15 protein-coding genes are annotated in these 16708 nt (G+C 73.2%); 4 read left to right on the plus strand and 11 right to left on the minus strand.

Translation table 11 applies throughout. The features are described 5' to 3' along the window. Positions 1-10: 10 nt before the first annotated feature. Entirely contained in the window at positions 11-1501 is a 1491-nt protein-coding gene (locus ACIQMV_RS09550; RefSeq protein ID WP_402592194.1) for a catalase, read from the minus strand. A gap of 183 nt (positions 1502-1684) precedes the next feature. Between ACIQMV_RS09550 and ACIQMV_RS09555 the strand changes: the two genes are divergently transcribed. Beyond that, positions 1685-2122: a cytidine deaminase gene (locus ACIQMV_RS09555; RefSeq protein WP_141357228.1), complete on the plus strand. Its 438-nt coding sequence runs from the start codon at positions 1685-1687 to the stop codon at positions 2120-2122. Between the two features lie 61 nt (positions 2123-2183). Here ACIQMV_RS09555 and ACIQMV_RS09560 read toward each other — a convergent pair whose 3' ends face one another. Continuing rightward, entirely contained in the window at positions 2184-3002 is an 819-nt protein-coding gene (locus ACIQMV_RS09560) for a rhomboid family intramembrane serine protease (protein ID WP_402592195.1), read from the minus strand. A 125-nt stretch (positions 3003-3127) separates the two neighbouring features. Here ACIQMV_RS09560 and ACIQMV_RS09565 point away from each other — a divergent pair, with 125 nt between their 5' ends. Next, positions 3128-3424 carry a hypothetical protein gene (locus tag ACIQMV_RS09565; RefSeq protein WP_141357224.1) on the plus strand — a complete coding sequence of 99 codons (297 nt, stop codon included), beginning with the start codon at positions 3128-3130 and terminating at the stop codon, positions 3422-3424. 3 nt (positions 3425-3427) lie between these two features. On the opposite strand, the gene ACIQMV_RS09570 is transcribed toward ACIQMV_RS09565, so the two are convergent. Beyond that, positions 3428-4837, minus strand: coding sequence for an FAD-dependent oxidoreductase (locus ACIQMV_RS09570; protein WP_402592196.1), 1410 nt, complete (start codon positions 4835-4837; stop codon positions 3428-3430). Between the two features lie 78 nt (positions 4838-4915). Further along, on the minus strand, positions 4916-5920 hold the full coding sequence (locus ACIQMV_RS09575) for a DUF4349 domain-containing protein (RefSeq protein ID WP_402592197.1): 1005 nt from the start codon (positions 5918-5920) through the stop codon (positions 4916-4918). 160 nt (positions 5921-6080) lie between these two features. On the opposite strand from ACIQMV_RS09575, the gene hemG reads away from it, so the two are divergent. Then, complete coding sequence (hemG, locus tag ACIQMV_RS09580) at positions 6081-7535, plus strand: protoporphyrinogen oxidase (RefSeq protein WP_402592198.1); 1455 nt, start codon at positions 6081-6083, stop codon at positions 7533-7535. 4 nt (positions 7536-7539) lie between these two features. Next, positions 7540-8271: a hydrogen peroxide-dependent heme synthase gene (gene hemQ / locus ACIQMV_RS09585; RefSeq protein WP_141357216.1), complete on the plus strand. Its 732-nt coding sequence runs from the start codon at positions 7540-7542 to the stop codon at positions 8269-8271. Positions 8272-8313: 42 nt separating this feature from the next. On the opposite strand, the gene ACIQMV_RS09590 is transcribed toward hemQ, so the two are convergent. From ACIQMV_RS09590 to ACIQMV_RS09620, 7 genes are all read right to left on the minus strand, one after another. Next, complete coding sequence (locus ACIQMV_RS09590; protein WP_402592199.1) at positions 8314-9993, minus strand: alpha/beta fold hydrolase; 1680 nt, start codon at positions 9991-9993, stop codon at positions 8314-8316. 262 nt (positions 9994-10255) lie between these two features. Next, positions 10256-11080, minus strand: coding sequence for a TIGR04222 domain-containing membrane protein (locus ACIQMV_RS09595; protein WP_402592200.1), 825 nt, complete (start codon positions 11078-11080; stop codon positions 10256-10258). Positions 11081-11197: 117 nt separating this feature from the next. Continuing rightward, positions 11198-12670: a DUF692 domain-containing protein gene (locus ACIQMV_RS09600; protein WP_402592201.1), complete on the minus strand. Its 1473-nt coding sequence runs from the start codon at positions 12668-12670 to the stop codon at positions 11198-11200. Between the two features lie 397 nt (positions 12671-13067). Further along, positions 13068-13817 carry an aminoacyl-tRNA hydrolase gene (locus tag ACIQMV_RS09605; protein WP_402592456.1) on the minus strand — a complete coding sequence of 250 codons (750 nt, stop codon included), beginning with the start codon at positions 13815-13817 and terminating at the stop codon, positions 13068-13070. Between the two features lie 71 nt (positions 13818-13888). Beyond that, the gene (locus ACIQMV_RS09610; RefSeq protein WP_402592202.1) at positions 13889-14761 is read right to left on the minus strand and encodes a polysaccharide deacetylase family protein; all 873 of its coding nucleotides are present in this window, start codon (positions 14759-14761) and stop codon (positions 13889-13891) included. An 88-nt stretch (positions 14762-14849) separates the two neighbouring features. Continuing rightward, positions 14850-15422 (minus strand): YbhB/YbcL family Raf kinase inhibitor-like protein, encoded by a 573-nt coding sequence (locus ACIQMV_RS09615; RefSeq protein WP_401778939.1) that lies wholly within the window; start codon positions 15420-15422, stop codon positions 14850-14852. 277 nt (positions 15423-15699) lie between these two features. Further along, on the minus strand, positions 15700-16665 hold the full coding sequence (locus ACIQMV_RS09620) for a slipin family protein (RefSeq protein WP_402592203.1): 966 nt from the start codon (positions 16663-16665) through the stop codon (positions 15700-15702). Positions 16666-16708: the final 43 nt, after the last annotated feature.

A 16708-nucleotide genomic window follows, 5' to 3' on the forward strand; every position in this document is an offset into this window, starting at 1 on the left:
CCCAGCGGGATCAGCGCCGGCCAGGTCCCTGGCCGGCGTCCTTCTCGTCGGCCTTGGACCGCACGCCGTCGGCAATGCGCTTGCCGATCGTCTCGTCGATGTTCGACCAGTACGTGAAGGCCCGCTCCAGGACCGGCTCGCTGACCCCGTCGAGGAGGTGCCCGACGACGTTGTCGACCAGACGGTCCCGGGCGGCGTCGTCCAGGACCTGCCGGACCAGGGTGCCGGGCTGCCCCCAGTCGTCGTCCTCGGCGTGGGAGACGTACGCGGCACGGATGATCTCGCCGTCGGCCGCCCAGCTGGGCGGCGGGCCGAAGCGGGCGGGGTCGGCGGCGGGACCGCCCTTGGAGTTCGGGGCGTACACCGGATCCGTCGTCTTCCGGTACGCCATCGCCCCGTCCTTCGAGTAGGTGTGGACGTCGACGATGGGCGCGTTCACGGGAAGCTGCTGGTAGTTGGCGCCGATGCGGTGCCGGTGGGCGTCCGCGTAGGAGAACAGCCGGGCCAGCAGCATGCGGTCCGGACTCGGCCCGATCCCGGGGATGAAGTTGTTGGGCTGGAACGCCGCCTGCTCGATCTCCGCGTGGTTGTCGGTCGGATTGCGATCCAGGGTCATCCGGCCGACCGGTATGAGCGGATAGTCACCGTGCGGCCACACTTTGGTGAGGTCGAACGGGTTGAAGCGGTAGTGCGCGGCCTCCGTGTACGGCATGACCTGCACGTACAGCGTCCAGCTGGGGAAGTCGCCGTCACGGATGTGCTCGAAGAGATCGCGCATGTGGTAGTCCGTGTCGACGGCGGCCATCTGGTCGCCCTCGTGCTGGGTGAAGCACTCGATCCCCTGGTCGGTCTTGAAGTGGTACTTCACCCAGAACCGCTCGCCCCTGGCGTTGATCCACATGTAGGTGTGGGAGGTGTAGCCGTTCATGTGGCGCCAGGTACGGGGGATGCCGCGGTCTCCCATCAGCCAGGTCACCTGGTGCGCGGACTCCGGCGAGAGCGTCCAGAAGTCCCACTGCATGTCGTGGTCGCGCAGGTTGTTGTCCGCGCGGCGCTTCTGGGAGCGGATGAAGTGCTGGAACTTCATCGGGTCCTTCACGAAGAACACCGGCGTGTTGTTGCCGACCATGTCGTAGTTGCCCACGGTGGTGTAGAACTTCACCGCGAAGCCGCGAGGGTCACGCCAGGTGTCGGGGCTGCCCCGCTCGCCGGCGACCGTCGAGAAGCGAATGACCAGGTCGGTGCGGGTGCCCGGCTGGAACACGGCCGCCATGGTGTAGGCGCTGACGTCCTCGATCACCTCGAAGTGGCCGAAGGCGCCGCTCCCCTTGGCATGCGGCTGGCGCTCGGGAATCCGCTCCCGGTTGAACTGGGCCATCTGCTCGATCAGGTAGGCGTCCTGCAGCAGGACCGGCCCGCCCGGGCCCAGGGTGAGAGAGTGCTCATCACTCTCCACGGGCGCGCCGGAGTCCGTCGTGGTGGCGGGAAGGAACTCCGTCATGAGACTGCCCTTTCGTCGTGCCGGTCCTCCATGCCCTTCCCTGCGCGTGACCGTAAGAACCCGTACTAAACACACCGAGTCGCACGTTATGGGTGACACCGTCGAATCCACGTCCAGGACCGGCGCCCAGGCTCCGTCGTAGACAGGGCCGACGTCGCCCGACCGTGCAAGAAAGCGGAGAAGATGACCACACAGACCGACCGTGTCGACCACGAACTGATCCGGGCAGCGGCGCACGTCGCGGCCACACGCTGCCGGGGTGACAACCACACCATGGCGGCTGCGGCCCGCGCCAGGGACGGCCGGATCGTCACCGCGGTGAACGCCTATCACTTCACCGGAGGCCCCTGCGCGGAGCTGGTCCTCATCGGCACCGCTGCCGCCCAGGGGGCCTATGACCTGGACACCATCGTCGCCGTGGGTGACCGTGACCGAGGCGTCGTGCCCCCTTGTGGCCGCTGCCGCCAGGTCCTTCTCGACTACTTCCCAGCCCTCGAGGTCATCGTCGGGACGGACGATGGCCTCCGGATGGTGCCCGTCACGGACCTGCTTCCCGAAAGCTACATCTGGGCGGACCACCAGCTCGACGCCGAGGAGGGCGCACCCCTCGGCACGAGCTGACGCCTCAGGCGGTCGCAGGCCAAACGTCGCCTGCCACGGCACCGGCTTCCGGCGTGTGGCCCTACCAGGCCCGTCGCGTCTGCCGGCCGAAGAGGATGCGGGGCGGTTCGGGCGGTGGGGGAGTACCCGGCTTGAGGGGCCAGGCGAGCAGCATGCCCACGATGAAGCCGACCACGTGGGCCAGGTAGGCCACGGTGCCCGCCTCGGCGACGGCCTGGCCGGAGGAGTAGAACGCCTGGAGCACGAACCAGGAGCCCAGGACCACCCAGGCCGGCAGTCGCAGCGGCAGGAAGATCAGGAAGGGGACGAGCACCCAGACCCGTGCCCTCGGGTAGAGCAGCAGGTAGGCGCCGAGGACGCCGGCGATGGCTCCCGAGGCGCCGATCAGGGGAGTGGCGGACTGGGAGTTCGTGAGAGCGAATCCGTATGCGGCCGCGTACCCGCAGACCACATAGAACAGCAGGAACCGCACATGGCCCATGCGGTCCTCGATGTTGTTGCCGAAGATGAGGAGGAACAGCATGTTGCCCAGCAGGTGCAGCCAGCTGCCGTGCAGGAACATCGCCGTGAGGACCGACAGCACGGGCGACTTGTCGTAGGCGGGCGGCCCCACCACGCAGCCCGGGCCGTGCACGCCCACCCCGACGACGCCCGTCGGGACCAGCGACGGCAACTGATGGTGGATCAACTCTCTCGGCACCAGCGCGTACTGCTCCGTGAAGGCCTGGAGGTGGCACAACTGCGCCAGCGTGCTGCTGCCCGTGAAGGACCCGGCGATGCCGGGGGTGAGCAGGAACACGACGAAGTTCGCGGCGATCAGGGCGTACGTCACCCACGGAGTGCGCCGCGCCGGGTTCACGTCATGGACGGGAATGACCACGGAGAAGTTCTGCCCGAGATGCGCTCGCCGAACCGGTGAACGCCGCCGTCCGCGTGTACGTATGCCTCCTCAACCACCCGCGGTCCGGGGAAGGCGGGCCGCGGGGACGACGTGAGGAACAGGCAATGAACGACCGAGTCACTCCCGCGGTGCACGCGCTGCCCGACGGCGAGGCCGAGCTCACCCTGGTGGTGCGACTGCCCTGGGAGGACGTCGCCCGGCTCGGCCAGGAGGCCGGCCGGCTGGCATCCCAGATGAAGCGCCCGGTGACGCTGGACGAGGCAGTCGGGCACCGGCTGCGCTCCACCCGGACCACGGCCACGCACGCCCGGCCGGCCGGGGAGCAGCCGGCCGCGACGGCGTCGGCGGTGACGTCCAGCGGCTCGGTCTCCTCCCTGCCGAGGCTGAACGGAACGGCGTAGGGCTCACGCCATGCTGGCGCGGACCTTCGCCGCGGCCTTCCGGGCCGCCACCAGCACCGGATCCCACACCGGGGAGAACGGCGGCGCGTAGCCCAGGTCCAGGGCCGTCATCTGCTCCACCGTCAGGCCGGCCGTGAGGGCGACCGCGGCGATGTCGACCCGCTTCGCCGCGCCCTCACGGCCGACGATCTGCACGCCCAGCAGGCGGCCGGTACGGCGTTCGGCGATCATCTTGACGGTCATCGGGGAGGCGCCGGGGTAGTAGCCCGCGCGGCTGGTCGACTCGATGGTGACCGTCTCGAACTTCAGGCCCACCCGGCGGGCGTCCTTCTCGCGCAGCCCTGTGCGCGCGATCTCCAGGTCGCACACCTTGCTCACCGCGGTGCCGACCACACCCGGGAAGGTGGCGTAGCCGCCGGCCGCGTTGGTGCCGATGATCTGGCCGTGCTTGTTGGCGTGAGTGCCCAGCGGCACGTGGCGCAGCTGTCCGGAGACCAGGTCCAGGACCTCCACGCAGTCGCCGCCCGCCCAGATGTTCTCGTGGCCGCGCACCCGCATCGCCCGGTCGGTGAGCAGCCCGCCGCGTGTGCCGAGCGGAAGCCCGGCCGCCCGCGCGAGCGCGGTCTCGGGGCGCACCCCGATGCCCAGCACGACCACGTCCGCCGGGTACTCGGCGTCCGCGGTGGCCACCGCCCGGACCCGGCCGTCGTCGTCGGTGAGCACCTTGGTCACCTCGGCGTCGTCGACCATGGTGATGCCCAGGCCCGACATGGCCCGGTGCACCAGACGGCCCATGTCGGGGTCGAGCGTGGACATCGGCTCCCGGCCGCGGTTGACGACCGTCACCTCGTAGCCGCGCTTGATGAGCGACTCGGCCATCTCCACCCCGATGTAGCCCGCCCCGATCACCACCGCCCGGCGGCCACGCGCGCGTGCCAGGCTGTCCAGCAGGGCCTGACCGTCGTCGAGGGTCTGCACCCCGTGCACGCCGGGCGCGTCGGCGCCGGGCATGTCGGGCCGGACGGGGCGGGCCCCGGTCGCGATCACGAGCTTGTCGTACGACGTCCAGGACTCCGTACCGGAATCCACGTCCCGCGCGCGCACGCGGCCGGCGGCCACGTCGATCTCCGTCACCTCGGTGCGCATCCGCAGGTCGATGTCCCGCGCGCGGTGTTCCTCGGGCGTACGGGCGATCAGCAGGTCCCGCTCGCCGACGTCGCCGCCCACCCAGTAGGGGATGCCGCACGCCGAGAACGAGGTGAAGTGGCCGCGTTCGAACGCCACGATCTCCAGCTCGTCCGGCCCGCGCAGCCGTCGTGCCTGCGACGCCGCGGACATCCCCGCGGCGTCGCCGCCGATCACGACAAGGCGTTCCTTCGTACCCCGGGCATCCCGCGCAGCGCTCATGTCCATGCGAACACGCTACGGGGACGGGCCGTCCCGGTCCTGGGGTTGTCCCGGTCCTGGGGTCGTCCCGGTCCTGAGGTCGTCTCAGTCCTGGGGGTCCGGTTCGCCGCCGGGCTTCTGGGCCGGGGGCGCGGGCGCCCGCCGGGAGTCCGGCACCGCTCCCAGCGTGGTCATGGTGGGCGTCGCTTCGGCGGGGCGCCCGGGCAGCCGGGGCCGTACGACCCGCAGCCACAGCGCCGCGAGGAGAGCCGCCGCCGCGGCGAACGGGAGGATCGCACCGATGGCCAGGGCGATCCAGCGGAGCACGGTGACGAACACGTGCCAGCCGCCCGCCAGCGCGTCCATGAACCCGGGCTGATCATCCTTGGCGACCGCCGGCTCGGGCGCCGGTGTCCGGGACAGGGACAGGGTGATGGTGGCCAGGCTCGTGCGGTCCTTCAGCGACGCCTGCTGGGCCAGCAGCGACTCCAGGTCGGACTCGCGGCGGCTCAGCTCACCCTCCAGGCTGACCACGTCGCTGAGCTGGGTCGCCCGGTCCATCAGCTCACGCACCCGCGCCACACTCACGCGCTGCGACCTGATGCGGCTGTCCACGTCGACGACCTGGTCGGTGACGTCCTGCGCCTTCGCCGTGCGCTCGATCAGCTTGCCGGTGCCCTCCAGGCCACCGAGGACCTCGGCGTACCTGTCGGCGGGCACGCGCAGCACCACGCGGGTGCGCTCGTGGCCGTCCTCGTCGCGGCTGGTGCTCTCGTCGCCGATGTAGCCCCCGGCGTTCTCGACGGTGGTGCGGGCCTCGTCGAGGGCCTTCGGCACGTCCTTGACCTGCACGGTGAGCGAGGCGGTGCGGATGATGTGGCTCGCGGCGACCCGGGGCGGCGTGGTGGCCCTCGCCTCGGAGGCCTGGCCGCCGCCGGTGTCCGGCGCGCCCTTCCGGGCCTCTCCGCCGGCCGCGTCCGCGGCGGACTTGGCGTCGGCAGTGCTGCCGCCGCCGCTGTCGCCCGCGCCGCACCCGGTGAGCGCGAGGGCGGCGGCGAGCAGGAGCCCGGCCAGGGCGGAAGCGGGCCGGACGGAACGTCGTGTGCGCATGTGGCATACCCCCGAGGGTCCTCGTGACCACTGACGCTTCTTCGACTCCCGGGCGGTGCGAGACGTTGGCCGGAAACGGTTCCGATGCGGTCACGTTCATGACTCGGGGCGGACACCGGGGCGCGGGAGGAGCGCCGGAGAGGTCTGAGAGAGTGGGCTCATGAGCGCAACGGGTACGGGCACGGGCCATGTCGTCGTGATCGGGGCCGGGATCGCGGGGCTTGCGGCCGCGCACCGGCTGTTGCAGCGCGGGGCGCGGGTGACCGTGCTGGAGGCGGCGGAACGGGTCGGCGGCAAGCTGCTGCCGGGCGAGATCGCGGGCGTCCGCGTCGACCTGGGCGCCGAGTCGATGCTGGCCCGCCGGCCCGAGGCCGTGACCCTTGCGCGCGAGACGGGACTCGCCGGCCGCCTCCAGCCGCCCGCCACGGCGAGCGCCTCCCTCTGGACCCGCGGCGCCCTGCGGCCCATGCCCAAGGGACACGTCATGGGCGTGCCCGGCACCGCCTCCGCGCTGGCCGGCGTGCTGTCCGAGGAGGGCCTGGCCCGCATCGAGCGCGACGCCGAGCTGCCCCGCACGGAGGTCGGCGACGACGTGGCGGTCGGCGAGTACGTGGCCGCACGCCTGGGCCGCGAGGTCGTCGACCGCCTGGTCGAGCCCCTGCTCGGCGGGGTCTACGCCGGTGACGCCTACCGCATCTCGATGCGCTCGGCCGTCCCGCAGCTCTTCCGGGCCGTGCAGACCCACGACTCGCTGCTGGAAGGGGTCCGCGAGATCCAGGACGCGGCGGCCGCCGCACAGCAGACCGGGCCGGTGTTCATGGGCATCGAGGGCGGTGTGGGCCGGCTGCCGCTCGCGGTCGCGGAGTCGGTGCGGGCCCGCGGCGGTGAGATCCTGACCGGGACCCCCGTGACGGAGCTGTGCCGGCAGGACCGTACGTCCTGGCGGGTGGCCGCCGGTGACCGCGTGCTGCACGCCGACGCGGTGGTCGTCGCCGTGCCCGCGCCCGCCGCCGCCGGGCTGCTGCGCGCCGAGTCCCCGGAGGCCGCCGCCGAGCTGCGGGCCGTCGAGTACGCCTCCATGGCCCTGATCACCCTCGCCTACCGCCGCGCCGGCACCGCCCTGCCCGAGGGCAGCGGCTTCCTGGTGCCGCCCGTCGACGGCCGCACCATCAAGGCGTCCACCTTCGCCTCCCAGAAGTGGGGCTGGATCGCCGACGAGAACCCGGACGTGGTCGTGCTGCGCACCTCCGTGGGGCGGTACGGCGAGACGGAGATCCTCCAGCGCGAGGACGCCGACCTCGTCGAGGTCTCCCGGCACGACCTGCGCGAGGCGACCGGCCTGGACGCCGCGCCCCTGGAGACCCGTGTCACCCGCTGGACCGACGGCCTGCCCCAGTACCCCGTCGGCCACCACGCGCGCGTGGCCCGCATCCGCGAGCACATCGGCAAGCTGCCCGGTCTGGCGGTGTGCGGCGCGGTGTACGACGGGGTGGGCATCCCCGCGTGCGTCGCGAGCGCGTACGCGGCCGTGGACCAGCTGGAAGGCGACCTGCGCGCCGTGCGGGAGCTGACCGCGGACCCGGTGCAGAGTCTGCACGGCGGAGCGGGAGAATAGCCTCATGAGTGACGACGCTCCTACCACCGACTCCGGCAGGATCCCGAACAAGGGCAAGCTGGCCAAGGACCTCAACGAGGTCATCCGCTACACGCTGTGGTCCGTCTTCAAGCTGAAGGACCTGCTTCCCGAGGACCGCGCGGGTTACGCGGACGAGGTCCAGGAACTGTTCGACCAGCTCGCCGCCAAGGACGTGACCATCCGCGGCACGTACGACCTCTCGGGCCTGCGCGCCGACGCCGACCTCATGATCTGGTGGCACGCCGAGACCAGCGACCAGCTCCAGGAGGCGTACAACCTCTTCCGCCGCACGAGGCTCGGCCGCGCGCTGGAGCCGGTGTGGTCGAACATGGCGCTGCACCGTCCCGCCGAGTTCAACCGCTCGCACATCCCGGCGTTCCTCGCCGACGAGACGCCGCGCGACTACGTCAGCGTCTATCCCTTCGTGCGCTCCTACGACTGGTACCTGCTGCCCGACGAGGACCGCCGCCGCATGCTCGCCGACCACGGCAAGATGGCCCGGGGCTATCCGGACGTGCGGGCCAACACGGTCGCGTCCTTCTCCCTCGGCGACTACGAGTGGGTCCTCGCCTTCGAGGCCGACGAGCTGCATCGCATCGTCGACCTCATGCGGCACCTGCGCGCCTCGGAGGCCCGCCGGCACGTCCGCGAGGAGATCCCGTTCTTCACCGGGCGCCGCAAGGACATCGCCGAGCTGGTGGCGGGTCTGGCCTGACACCCGGCCGGGTCCCGGGGCGGGCCCCGGGATCCGGCTCGGTCAGCGGGTGGCGGTGGGCCGGCGGGTGGCGTTCTTCAGGGCCTCGCGCAGTTGGCGTGCGCGGGACTCGTGGAAGGTCGGGCCGTCCGGCCTCGGCTCCGCGCGCGGGGCGCACGCCGCCTGCCGCACCGGCAGGCGGCCCTGGAGCAGGTAGGCGTCCAGATACGCGTTGACGCACGCGTTCGGCCCGCCCGCGATGCCGTGCGTGCCCGCGCCCCGCTCGGTCACCAGCACCGAACCGGCCAGGCGCCGGCGCAGCTCGAGGGCACCGTCGTACGGCGCGGCCGCGTCCCGCTTGGCGGCCAGGATCAGCGTCGGCGGCAGCTCACCCGGCCAGGTCCGCACATCCAGGGGCCGCTGCCGGGGTGCCTTCCAGTAGGCGCACGGCAGGTTCGCCCACACATTGCCCCAGGTCTCGAACGGCGCCACCCGCGCGAGCCGCGTGTTGTCCCGGTCCCAGACTTCGAAGTCCGCCGGCCAGGCAGCGTCGTTGCACTCCACGGCCGTGTAGACCGCGTTGCCGTTCTCCGCCTCGGCGGCCCCCTCCCGGTGCGGGGCCGCCAGCGCGACCAGCGGCTCGGGGTCGCCCTTCAGATACGCCGACAGGGCCTCGGCGCTGCCCGGCCAGTGGTCGTCGTAGTACCCGGCCGTCAGGAACAGGCCCTGCAACTGCCCCGGCCCCACCGAGCCGCCCGCCGGTTCGGCGGCGAGCCGCGCCCGCGCCCTGTCGTAGCTCCTCTGCACCTGCGCGGCCGTGCGGCCCAGCGCGTACACGTCGTCGTGCCGGGCCGTCCACTCCCGGAAGTCCGCCCAGCGCGCCTCGAACGCGGCCGACTGGTCCAGGTTGTTGCGGTACCAGATCCGGTCGGGCGCCGGGTTCACCGCCGCGTCGAAGACCATCCGGCGTACGTGCGAGGGGAACAGCGTGGCGTACAGCGCGCCGAAGTAGGTGCCGTACGAGGCGCCCACGAACGTCAGCCGGTCCTCACCCAGCGCCGCCCGCAGCACGTCCAGGTCACGGGCGTTGTTGAGGGAGTTGTAGTGCCGCAGCGCCTGGCCCGCGCGCCGGGCGCAGCCGCCCGCGTACGCCTTGGCCTCGGTGACGCGCCGCTCCTTGTACGCCCGTGAGGGGTGCGTCGGCGCGGGTGCGGGCGCTTTGAAGAAGCCCTTCGGGTCCTGGCAGGACAGCGGGGCCGACCGGCCCACCCCGCGCGGGGCGTAGCCGACGAGGTCGTACGCGGCGGCGACGCGCTTCCACTCCGGCAGCAGGCCCATGAGCGGGAAGGAGGTGCCGTCGGCGCCCGGACCGCCCGGGTTGAACACCAGGGCGCCCTGACGGGGCACTCTGCGCTTGCTGTTGCTCGGGTCCGTGTGGGTGGCCCGCACCCGGCTGACGGAGAGCCGGATCCGCTTGCCGTCGGGGTGCGCGTAGTCGAGGGGCACCGGGACCGTGCCGCACTCCAGGGTGCCGGGCAGGTCCCGCGCCTTCGGGCACGCGCCGAAGTCGATTCCGGCCGCGCGGGCGCGCGCCGCGGCCACGACGGTGCCGCGCAGTTCCGCCGCGGTGCCGCGCAGTTCCGCCACGGTGCCGGGAAGGCGCGCGGCGCCCGAGGCCGGGGCGCCGGCGAGGGCGGTGAGGACCAGGGACCCGGCGGCCGTCCAGACGGCGGCAGCGGTCATCGCGTATCCCTTCGGTGCACGGCAGCGACAGAAGAGATGTTTCGTCGCCCCGGTGGGGAGGGCAAGCACCGTCCCGCCGGTGTCGGCGCCGATGCGCCCGTCGCGCCCCGCGCGAGCGCTGGTGCCGGGCGCGCGCTCCGGCCCGCACCGCTGTCTGTACGCCCGTTGGCCCGTTGGCCCGTTGGCCCGTTGGCCCGTACGCCCCCCACGCCCGTTGGCCCGTACGCCCGTTGACCCTGGCCCGGGCCGGTCGCGTCGCGGGCTACCCGTCCCGGAGGGCCCGGCCGTGCGGGGGCCCGCCGTGCGAGGGACGGTCGGGCGAGGGCTGGTCGCGATGGGCGAAGGCCGCGCGCAGGTTCGGTTCGCCGATCGCGCTGATGCCGTGTACGGCCACGGACGCCAGATACGTACGCTCGTCACCGGCGCCGTTCACCCGCCGGTTCAGCGCGCCGAGCAGGCGCTGTCCGGCCGGGGACGCCCAACGCGAGTACGGGTGGACCTCGAAGCGGGCGATGGCCAGGCAGCTCAGGGTGAGCGTGAGCGGCAGCGCGAACCACAGGGCGATCAGCTCGCGGGGCATCCCGGTCGGGCCGGGCAGCAGCAGCGCGGTCGCGCCCAGGGCGAGCACGGCCAGCGTGGCCGTCCGCACCCGGCGGACCCCGGCCGCGATCGTGGACCCGTCCCCGTCCGGCACGGCGAGACCGGCGCTGACGAGCCGGTCGGCGAGGCCGCGCACCGCGTCCGCGGTGGCCGCGGCCGCGCGCACCGGCGCGATCCGGGACTGTCCCTCCGGGCCGATCGCCCCTATGACGGAGCGCTCCATCTCGTCCCGCCCGCGGGGATCCACGACCGTCGCCCAGCCGGTGTGCGCGAGCAGCAGCCGGCGCTGGCGCGCCATGGAGACCAGGGTCAGATCGGCGACCCGCGCCGGTCCGCCCGAGAGGAACGCCGCCTCATAGAGCGTCAGATCGCGGCCCCGGCCCGCGTCCACGTCGACGGCCGCGGCGCGTACCGCGGCCAGGCACAGCCGCAGGCACGCCGCGCCCGCGAAGGCCCAGGCCAGGAGCAGGAGAAGGACCCAGAACATGACGCGTTTCTATGCCAGAGGCCTGGGAAACGCCATGCCTTGTTCGCCATCCGGACAGAGTGTTGCCGGTATGTGACGTTCCGTTTGTTTTCCGAGGTCAGGGCGTCGTGGCCGGGCTCAGCGGCGCAGCAGCACCCGCTGGGCCGCGCGGGCCACCCGTACCGCCGGTCGGCGCGACCGCGGCGCCGGCCCCGAGCGGTCCAGCCACCACTCCCGCAGCTCCCGCCGGATGCCCAGGTTCCGGGGCCCGCCGGCGAGCAGCAGGGACTCCGTGAAGTCCAGGGCGTCCTGCCGGTAGCCCCCGGTCATCGGGTGCCTCTGCGCGTACGCGAGGAACGCGGTCCGGTACCCCTCGCCGAGCAGCACCGGCAGTTCGGGAGCCACCTTGGCCACGACGTCCGCCCGCTTCGCGGCCAGCGACCGCGCCTGCACGCCGATGCGCACCCGGTCGAACCCCTCCGGCGCGGGCGTCCCGGCGACGAGTGCCGACAGCAGCGAGGTCTGTGCGAGGGCGAGCCGCTGCCGGGCGGGCCCGGTGCCGCCGGCCGCCCGCGGATCCGGTCCGGGCGCACCGCGGCCGCCGGCGTCCGGCGCCTGGCCGGTGGCGGTGGCGGTGGCGGTGGCGGTGGCGGTGGCGGGGTCGGGGTCGGGGTCGGGGTCGAGAATGGGGTCAGGGTCAGGGTCAGGGTCAGGGTCAGGGGCAGGGCCGGGACCGGGGGTTGGAGTGGGGGCCGGGGCGGGGTCGGCCGCCCGCCGGGCCGTCGTACGCCCCGACTCCACCGCTGTTCCGATGGCCGCCAACTCCCGCTCCAACTCAGCCGGTTCGGGGAAATTCTCGTCGCGCTCCAGCAGGACCCCCGGCGGGGCGACGCGTGAGGCGAGGTCGGTCAGGATGTCGAGGACCGGCCGCGGCACCGGGTGTGCGTGGCTGTCGTGCCAGACACCGTCGCGTTCGAGGCCGCCCGCCACATGGACGTACGCGAGGGCTTCGAGGGGGAGTTCGGCCAGCGCCCGGGCCGGGTCCTCTCCCCGGTTGACGTGGTTGGTGTGCAGATTGGCGACGTCGATCAGCAGCCTCACACCCGTGCGGTCGGCCAGCTCGTAGAGGAACTGGCCCTCCGTCAGCTCCTCGTCCGGCCAGGCCAGCAGCGCGGCGATGTTCTCCACGGCGAGCGGCACGGGCAGCGCCTCCTGCGCGATCCGGACGTTCTCGCACAGCACGTCGAGGGCGTCGCGGGTGCGCGGCACGGGCAGCAGGTGCCCGGCTTCCAGCCGCGGGGAGGCGGTCAGTACGCCGCCCGCGCGCACGAACGCGATGTGCTCGGTCACCAGCGGCGAGCCGAGCGCCTGCGCCCGCTCGGCGAGGGCGGTCAGCCGTCCCTCGTCCGGCCGGTCGGCCCCGCCGAGGCCGAGCGAGACCCCGTGCGGCACCACGGTCACCCCGCGGCGGCGCAGGCGCAGCAGTGACTCGGGAAGGTGTGTGGGACACACGTTCTCGGCGACGGCCTCGACCCAGTCGACGCCCGGCATCTCCTCCACGGCGTCCGCGATCTCCGGCCGCCACCCGATCCCCGTCCCCAGCCGCTCCATCGTGCTCTCGCCCCCCTCTTGTCCGCCTCCACACGGCGCACGTGACCGGGGTATGGCCCGGGCGCCGGGACCCGAACCCCGCCGCCCGCACCTTCAGAGCAACATTTGAGCTAAGTCCGCCGGGGGAGCCAGTTCTGCGAGCCAGTTCTGCGACCGGAGGGTTTGCCGGGCGGCGTCGCGAGCCGGTGAACCATCACGGTCGCGGCACCAGGGTCTTTCGTTTGGATCAGGCCGGATCAGGGAGCGGGGTCTGGTGCCGTGCATCGCAAGGCGGAGGAGGGCAGCAGGGCGGAGCCCTGCCAACCGACGACAACGCGGCTGGGGGTACCCCCTGCTCGAAGAGCTTGGGGGAACGGTGCCAGACCCCGCGAGCCCGGCATGATCCAAACGAGAGACCCTAGATCAGGCCCGGCCGCAGCGCGGGGTGGTCGGCGACGACCGTGCAGGAGCCGGGGGCGATCTCCGTGAAGCCGGCGTCGCGCACCACCGGCAGTCCGCCGGAGGTGAGGTCCCGCCAGTGGGCGGGGCCTGCGGTGCGGACGGTGAGCGGGAAGCCCGCGTCCCGCCAGGCCGTGCGCTGCTCCTCGGACAGTTCCCACCAGGCGAGTTGGGCGCCGTGACCCGCCTGGGCCATCGCCTTGCCCGCCGACATCTCCAGGCCGGGGCTCATCCACAGCACCGGGACGGCCGGATCCGGCGCGGCGGGCGGCTCCGGGTCGTCCAGCTCGGTGCCGGAGACCTGAAGCCTCGCCAGGTCCTTGGGCCAGCCGTCCAGCGGCACCGGCGGAAAGATCCGCACCTGCGCGGTCCCCCCGGTCACGGTGATGCCGGGGAGGGCCTCGGCCCGCCGCCACTCGGCGCCGCGCGCCCGCCGCACCACCTTGCGGATCCGGGCGTCCTGCCAGTCCCGCACGGCCCGCGCCCACTCCCCGTCACCGGCCGAGCGCTCGTCGGCGAGCAGCATCAGGACTGCTCGGGCCGCGGTCTCCAGGGCGTCCGTACGGGCCGGGGGAGCGGCCCGCTCGATCCGCACCACCAGCGGCAGCACGAACTGCCGTGCCTGGTCGCGTGCGCCGGGCTCGGACCGGAACGGGCTGTCCTGCGGGGCGGTGGCGGTGGTGCTCTCGTCGGTGCTCACGGCGTCCAGTCTGCCAGCCGGGTGACCGGCCGCCGGAGCGCGCCGGCCCGCGGACGATTCCCCGAGAGCCGGCCGGTCCGTCAGGCGCGGTCGGCCGAGGCGCCGATCAGTTCGGAGACCTTCACCAGGCGGTAGCCCCTCTTGCGCAGCTCCGGTACGACGGCGCGCACCACGCGCTCGGTGGTGGGGGCGGCGCTGCGGGTGCAGTGCATGACCACGACCGAGCCCGGCCTGACCCCGTCCAGGACCTGCCGGACCACGGCGTCCGCGTTCGTCGCGAACGCGTCTCCGCTCACCACGTCCCACTGCACCGCGGTGACGCCGAGACCGCTGAGCGCCCGCAGGGACTGCTGGTCGTAGCAGCCGCCGGGGAAGCGGAAGTACGGCATCGCGTGCGGCACGCCCGCCTTGCGGAACGCCTCGTACGCGCCCTCCACGTCCGACCGCATCCGATGGGCGGGCACTCTGGGCAGGCCGTAGCAGTTCGCGGTGAACGCGTAGTGGCTGTAGGAGTGGTTGGCGAGCTCGAACAGGGGGTCGCTGCCGATGGAGCGGGCCTGGTCGGGGTACTGCTCGGCCCAGCGGCCCGTCATGAACACCGTGGCCGGCGCCTTCAGGGCGCGCAGGGTGGCGATGAGTTCCGGGTTGTCGAAGTGCTCGCCCGCCGCCGCGCGCGGTCCCTCGTCGGCGGTCATGTCGGCGTCGAAGGTGAGGGCGACCGTCTTCCCCTTGGTGCGGGGGCCGTGGCTGAAGACGGGGGTCAGACCGCCGGGTCCCGGGGTGAGGGCCGGAGGCCGGGAGGGCGAGGGCCTGGGCGGAGCGGAGGGGGAGGCCGACGCGGACGTGGCGGGGGCCGTCATACCGGTGCGGGACGCCTCGGTGCCGCCGCCGCAGGCGGCCAGGGCGGCGCTGAGAGCGCAGACGGCGGTGATGCGTCGTACAAGTGTGATCACACGATGAACATATGACCTTCTCCGGTCACGAGAACGGCGGCACGGCGGTCCGGTCACCCGGCCGGTGGCCGGGCGCCGCGGTCCCGGCTCAGCGGCCGTAGCGGGCGGTCAGGGTACCGGTGGAGAGGGTGTGGCCGCTCAGCGCGCGTCGGACGTCGGCGGCCGTGGCGTCGGGTCTCAGGGCGAGGCGGCGGTCGGCGGCGTACACCGTGAAGACGTAGCGGTGGGGTTTGCCCGGGGGCGGGCAGGGGCCGCTGTAGCCCGTCTTCGAGAAGTCGTTGCGCCCCTGGGCGGCTCCCGGCGGGGTCGCGCCCGTCGGCAGGCTCGTGGTGCGCGGGTCCATGTTCCAGACCAGCCAGTGCGTGAACGTGCCTCCCGGGGCGTCCCGGTCCTCGACCAGCAGGGCCAGCGCCGCCGTGCCCGCGGGAACCCCGGAGAACGCCAGCGGCGGCGAGACGTCCGACCCGGTGCACGTGTAGCGGCCGGGAACGGTGCCGCCGTCGGTGAACGCCGGACTCGACACGGTGATCCGACCCGCGGCACCGAGTGAGGCGGTGCCGGAGTCGCTCGGCGTGGCGGCCCTCGAGCCCCCGCCGCCACCGCACCCCGCGACGCCCCCCAGCGTCGCGATCAGGACAACCCCCACGAACCGGCTGCGCATGCCTCGCACGCTAACGACGGCCCCACGGCGCCGCCACCGCGCGGGGCCGACCGGGGGACGGGTGGGGTACGGGGACAGGGGATGGGCCGGAGGCAAGCCAGTGCCGCGACGGACAGCGTTCGCCCCGTCGCGACGCCCGGCATTCCTGACGCGTCGGACGCCGCTCCTTCAGGGGCAGACGTCGCCTGCCGCGGCACCTAGGGCCTCTCGTTTGGATCGTGCCGGGCTCGCGGGGTCCCTGATCCGGCCTGATCCAAACGAAAGACCCTAGCTATAGCTAGCTCCTGGTGCGGGCCGCGCTGCCGTCCGGGTCGGGGGTGACCGCGTCGGCGGTGCTCCGCACGGGCGTGATCGGTGCCTCCTCGGGGGCGGGGTCGCCGGGATCCGCGGCTGCCCCCGCACCCTCCGGCAGCTGTTCGGGCGGGCCGGGAGCCGCCGGTGCGGCGCTGCGGTCCAGGCTCCGGTGCGGCTCCGGCTCCGGCTCCCGCTGGGCCTTCTCCAGGAAGCGCAGCAGCTCGACCGGGAAGGGCAGGACCAGGGTGGAGTTCTTCTCGGCGGCGACCGCCGTCACCGTCTGGAGCAGCCGCAGTTGCAGCGCGGCGGGCGTGTCCGCCATCTGCTGGGCGGCCTCGGCCAGCTTCTTGGACGCCTGGAACTCCGCGTCCGCGTTGATGATGCGGGCGCGCCGGTCCCGGTCGGCCTCCGCCTGCCGGGCCATGGACCGCTTCATCGTGTCCGGCAGGGAGACGTCCTTGATCTCCACGCGGTCGATCTGCACGCCCCACCCGACGGCCGGGCTGTCGATCATCAGCTCCAGCCCCTGGTTGAGCTTCTCGCGGTTGGACAGCAGGTCGTCCAGGTCGCTCTTGCCGATGATCGAGCGCAGGGATGTCTGCGCCATCTGCGAGACCGCGAACTTGTAGTCCTCCACCCGGATGAGCGCGCTGGAGGCGTCGACGACCTTGAAGTAGACGACCGCGTCCACGCGTACCGTCACGTTGTCCCGGGTGATGCCCTCCTGGGCCGGGATCGGCAGCGTGACGATCTGCATGTTGACCTTGTAGAGCCGGTCCACGAACGGGATGATCATGGCCAGGCCCGGCGGCCGCGGCTCGCCGTTCTGCCGCCCGAGGCGGAACACCACCCCGCGCTCGTACTGCTTGACGACCCGCATCGCCGCGGCGAGGTACACGAACCCCACGCAGCCCGCGCTGATCACGGCGGTCACCAGTTCCTGCACCATGACGAGGACTCCTCGACCGGTCGCCGATATGCGCGTTATGCGC

Origin of the sequence: Streptomyces sp. NPDC091412, assembly GCF_044756885.1 — a bacterium.
Classification (GTDB): domain Bacteria; phylum Actinomycetota; class Actinomycetes; order Streptomycetales; family Streptomycetaceae; genus Streptomyces.

What these genes read in the sequence shown, in the direction of transcription:
- ACIQMV_RS09550 (WP_402592194.1), bottom strand. Translation starts at nt 1,501, where the DNA reads ATGACGGAGTTCCTTCCCGCCACCACGACGGACTCCGGCGCGCCCGTG.
- ACIQMV_RS09555 (WP_141357228.1), top strand. Translation starts at nt 1,685, where the DNA reads ATGACCACACAGACCGACCGTGTCGACCACGAACTGATCCGGGCAGCG.
- ACIQMV_RS09565 (WP_141357224.1), top strand. Translation starts at nt 3,128, where the DNA reads ATGAACGACCGAGTCACTCCCGCGGTGCACGCGCTGCCCGACGGCGAG.
- ACIQMV_RS09570 (WP_402592196.1), bottom strand. Translation starts at nt 4,837, where the DNA reads ATGGACATGAGCGCTGCGCGGGATGCCCGGGGTACGAAGGAACGCCTT.
- ACIQMV_RS09575 (WP_402592197.1), bottom strand. Translation starts at nt 5,920, where the DNA reads ATGCGCACACGACGTTCCGTCCGGCCCGCTTCCGCCCTGGCCGGGCTC.
- hemG (WP_402592198.1), top strand. Translation starts at nt 6,081, where the DNA reads ATGAGCGCAACGGGTACGGGCACGGGCCATGTCGTCGTGATCGGGGCC.
- hemQ (WP_141357216.1), top strand. Translation starts at nt 7,540, where the DNA reads ATGAGTGACGACGCTCCTACCACCGACTCCGGCAGGATCCCGAACAAG.
- ACIQMV_RS09590 (WP_402592199.1), bottom strand. Translation starts at nt 9,993, where the DNA reads ATGACCGCTGCCGCCGTCTGGACGGCCGCCGGGTCCCTGGTCCTCACC.
- ACIQMV_RS09595 (WP_402592200.1), bottom strand. Translation starts at nt 11,080, where the DNA reads ATGTTCTGGGTCCTTCTCCTGCTCCTGGCCTGGGCCTTCGCGGGCGCG.
- ACIQMV_RS09600 (WP_402592201.1), bottom strand. Translation starts at nt 12,670, where the DNA reads ATGGAGCGGCTGGGGACGGGGATCGGGTGGCGGCCGGAGATCGCGGAC.
- ACIQMV_RS09615 (WP_401778939.1), bottom strand. Translation starts at nt 15,422, where the DNA reads ATGCGCAGCCGGTTCGTGGGGGTTGTCCTGATCGCGACGCTGGGGGGC.
- ACIQMV_RS09620 (WP_402592203.1), bottom strand. Translation starts at nt 16,665, where the DNA reads ATGGTGCAGGAACTGGTGACCGCCGTGATCAGCGCGGGCTGCGTGGGG.